The following is a 2,494-nucleotide window of genomic DNA, read 5'->3' as shown; positions in this document are numbered from 1 at the left end:
CCGTCGCCCCGGCTCGCACGCAGGCGCCGGCCGCGCAGCCCGCCCGGACCAACCAGGTCACGGAGGCGTCGCGCGCGGACGTGCTCAACCGCGCGGAGCTGGCGCGCGCCCGCGCGACGGCGGCGCCGGTGCAGGCGACGCCGGGCTCGTGGCGCGGGGGCGCGAACACGGAGGTGGGGCGCGCCATCCAGACCATGCGTCAGCGCCTGTCCGACGTGAACATCACCATCAAGGGTGACACGCCGCAGAGCCTGTTCGACCGGGCCATCCTGGACAACAAACACGTCACCAACGAGCAGATTCTGGAGATGTCGCGGGTGACGCTGGACAAGCTGGCCACCGACCCGGAGACGCGCGCGAAGGTGCTGGAGCGCGTGCCCAACGCGCGCGAGCTGCCGGTGCACCACTTCACGGTGGCGATGCTGTCCGCTGTGACGGGCATCGACCGCGCGGCGCTGTCGGAGGCCTGTCCCGACCTGGGCCTCACGGGCGCGCCGAACACGCCGCTGCTCTACGCCGCCAGCACCGAGCGCATGCAGCGCTCCACCGCCCTGCACGACTTCACGGACTACATGCGCGGCGCGGGCGTGAAGGGCATGAACAAGGCCGTCTGGGGCGTGGAGAACCGCGTCCTGTCCGCCCTCGTCTCCGCGCTGGGCGGCGGCCGGTACTGAAGCACTCGTCACACCCGGGCCCGCGCGGTGGAGGAGGCCTCAGGCACCTCCCCTCGCGGGCTCTGCATTGCGGGCCTCCAGCGGCGCTTCACCAGCCCCGGTCAGGAAGAGGCGCTCGCGCCCCTCCCCTCGCGGGCTTCATCGCGCACCTTCAGTCGTCGCCGGCGCCGCCGGCCAGCCGCTGCCGCGCGACCTCCAGCCGCTTCGCGCGCACCTTGGACGCCAGGTCGAGCAGGCGCCGGTCGCGCTGCCACCGCTCGCGCATCTCCACGTCCACGCCCTCCCAGGCCACTTCACAGCGCTCCAGCACGCGGTGCATCTGCGTGAGCGCGCCGCCCAGCGCCACGTGCACGGCCGCGTCGCTGGGGTCCTCCAGCGCCAGCGCGTGGATCATCACCGCGACGGCGATCAGCTCCTCGCGCAGCGCCACCGGCCAGCCGCACCGGCGGGCCACCTTCACCAGCCAGCCCAGCACCGCCAGGTTGACGTGGCAGTCCTCCACCGTGCGGAACGGCTTGAGGTAGCGGGTGTAGCCATCCCCGGGGAGCACGTCCTCCGGCGCCACCTCCACGCCGTCCAGCCGCAGCGCCGCGTGCGGCACCTCCGGCACGAAGCCCAGCGGCGGCAGCGGCTCCACCGTCACGCCGGGCGTCGTCGCGTCCAGCCGCACCATGCGCAGGCGATTGCGCTCCTGGGCGTCGCGGCCCTCGGAGGCGATGACGAGCAGCACCTCCGCGTGCGTGCCCAGCGTGACGTAGGTCTTCACCCCGTCGAGCTTCCAGCCGGTGCCGTGCGGCGTGAGCTTCGTCTCGATGGCGCTCGGGTGCCCGCCGCCGGTCTCCGTGGCGCAGAGCGCGCCGCGCCGGTCCGCCGGGAGCTGGGGGAACAGGGAGCGCAGCGCCGCCTGGTAGCCGGAGGAGAACGCGAACCCCATCCGGTCCATCCGGAAGCCGCTGGCGAGCGCCAGGTCCGCGGGCACCGGGAAGCGCGGCAGCACCGCGAGGTGCCGTCGCCACCAGGCCTCCACGGAGTCGAGCGAAGGAGAGTCAGGGGCCTCGGTGAGCAGGAAGCGCAGGACGTCTTTCACGCCTCCAGTCTAATGCCCGGCTCCGGAGCGTGCGCGCTCCGTTTGGGCCTTCAGCTCGCGCTGCGGCGGCCGCGGCCCGGGGACTTCGTGCGCTGGGTGCCCCGCTTCTTCTTCGCGGCGGCCGGCGGCGCGGACTTCGGCTTCGAGGCGGACTTCGCCTTGGAGGCCGACTTGGACTTCGACGCCGCCTTGGACCTGGACGGCGCCTTCGCCTTGCGCGTGGCCTTCTTGCGCCGAGCGGGGGCCTTCTTCTCCGGGGCGAGGATGGTGCCCCGGCAGGAGGGCGTGCCGCAGCGGCAGACGTAGAGCGACTCGGCGTCGGGGTCCATCTCCGGGGTGCGCTCGTACGCATAGTCGTACGTCAGCTCCTCCCCCGGTTCGATGGTGCGCAGCGCGTAGATGTGGATGTGGCCCTTGTCGATGAGCGACTGACAGTTGGGCTCGCACGAGTGGTTGATGTAGCGCGACTCGTTGTGGAGCGTGCCCGCGTCCAGCACCGTGTCGTCGTCCAGGTTGAAGAGGAACGTGTGGTGGCGCTCCATCGACTCGTCGTCGTAGCGGGCGTCCGCCTCGGCCTGGGTGATGCGCTCACCGATGTACTCGATGATGCGCGCGCCCTTGCGGATGCGGCGGGTGGCGAACGCGCCCTGGCCCTGGATGGGGGACTGGCGCAGCTCGAAGGGAATCGACGGGGTCGGCTGGAAGGAAGGGGAAGTCGTCATCGCGGATAGGG

Annotated in this window: 3 protein-coding genes; 1 reads left to right on the top strand and 2 read right to left on the bottom strand. The window is 72.3% G+C overall.

The window, feature by feature from the left end; translation table 11 throughout:
• Window positions 1-674: hypothetical protein (locus D7W79_RS41205; protein WP_244222261.1), on the top strand; the 674-nt coding region annotated here is incomplete at its 5' end.
• Between the two features lie 151 nt (window positions 675-825).
• On the opposite strand, the gene D7W79_RS41200 is transcribed toward D7W79_RS41205, so the two are convergent.
• Both D7W79_RS41200 and D7W79_RS41195 read right to left on the bottom strand, forming a co-directional pair.
• Window positions 826-1,761 carry an acyl-CoA dehydrogenase family protein gene (locus tag D7W79_RS41200; RefSeq protein WP_120530646.1) on the bottom strand — a complete coding sequence of 312 codons (936 nt, stop codon included), beginning with the start codon at window positions 1,759-1,761 and terminating at the stop codon, window positions 826-828.
• Between the two features lie 50 nt (window positions 1,762-1,811).
• Window positions 1,812-2,483: an SET domain-containing protein gene (locus D7W79_RS41195; protein ID WP_120530645.1), complete on the bottom strand. Its 672-nt coding sequence runs from the start codon at window positions 2,481-2,483 to the stop codon at window positions 1,812-1,814.
• Window positions 2,484-2,494 lie beyond the last annotated feature (11 nt).

Source organism: Corallococcus exercitus, assembly GCF_003611585.1.
Taxonomy (GTDB): Bacteria; Myxococcota; Myxococcia; order Myxococcales; family Myxococcaceae; genus Corallococcus; species Corallococcus exercitus.
This window is presented reverse-complemented; position numbering and strand designations above follow the sequence as displayed.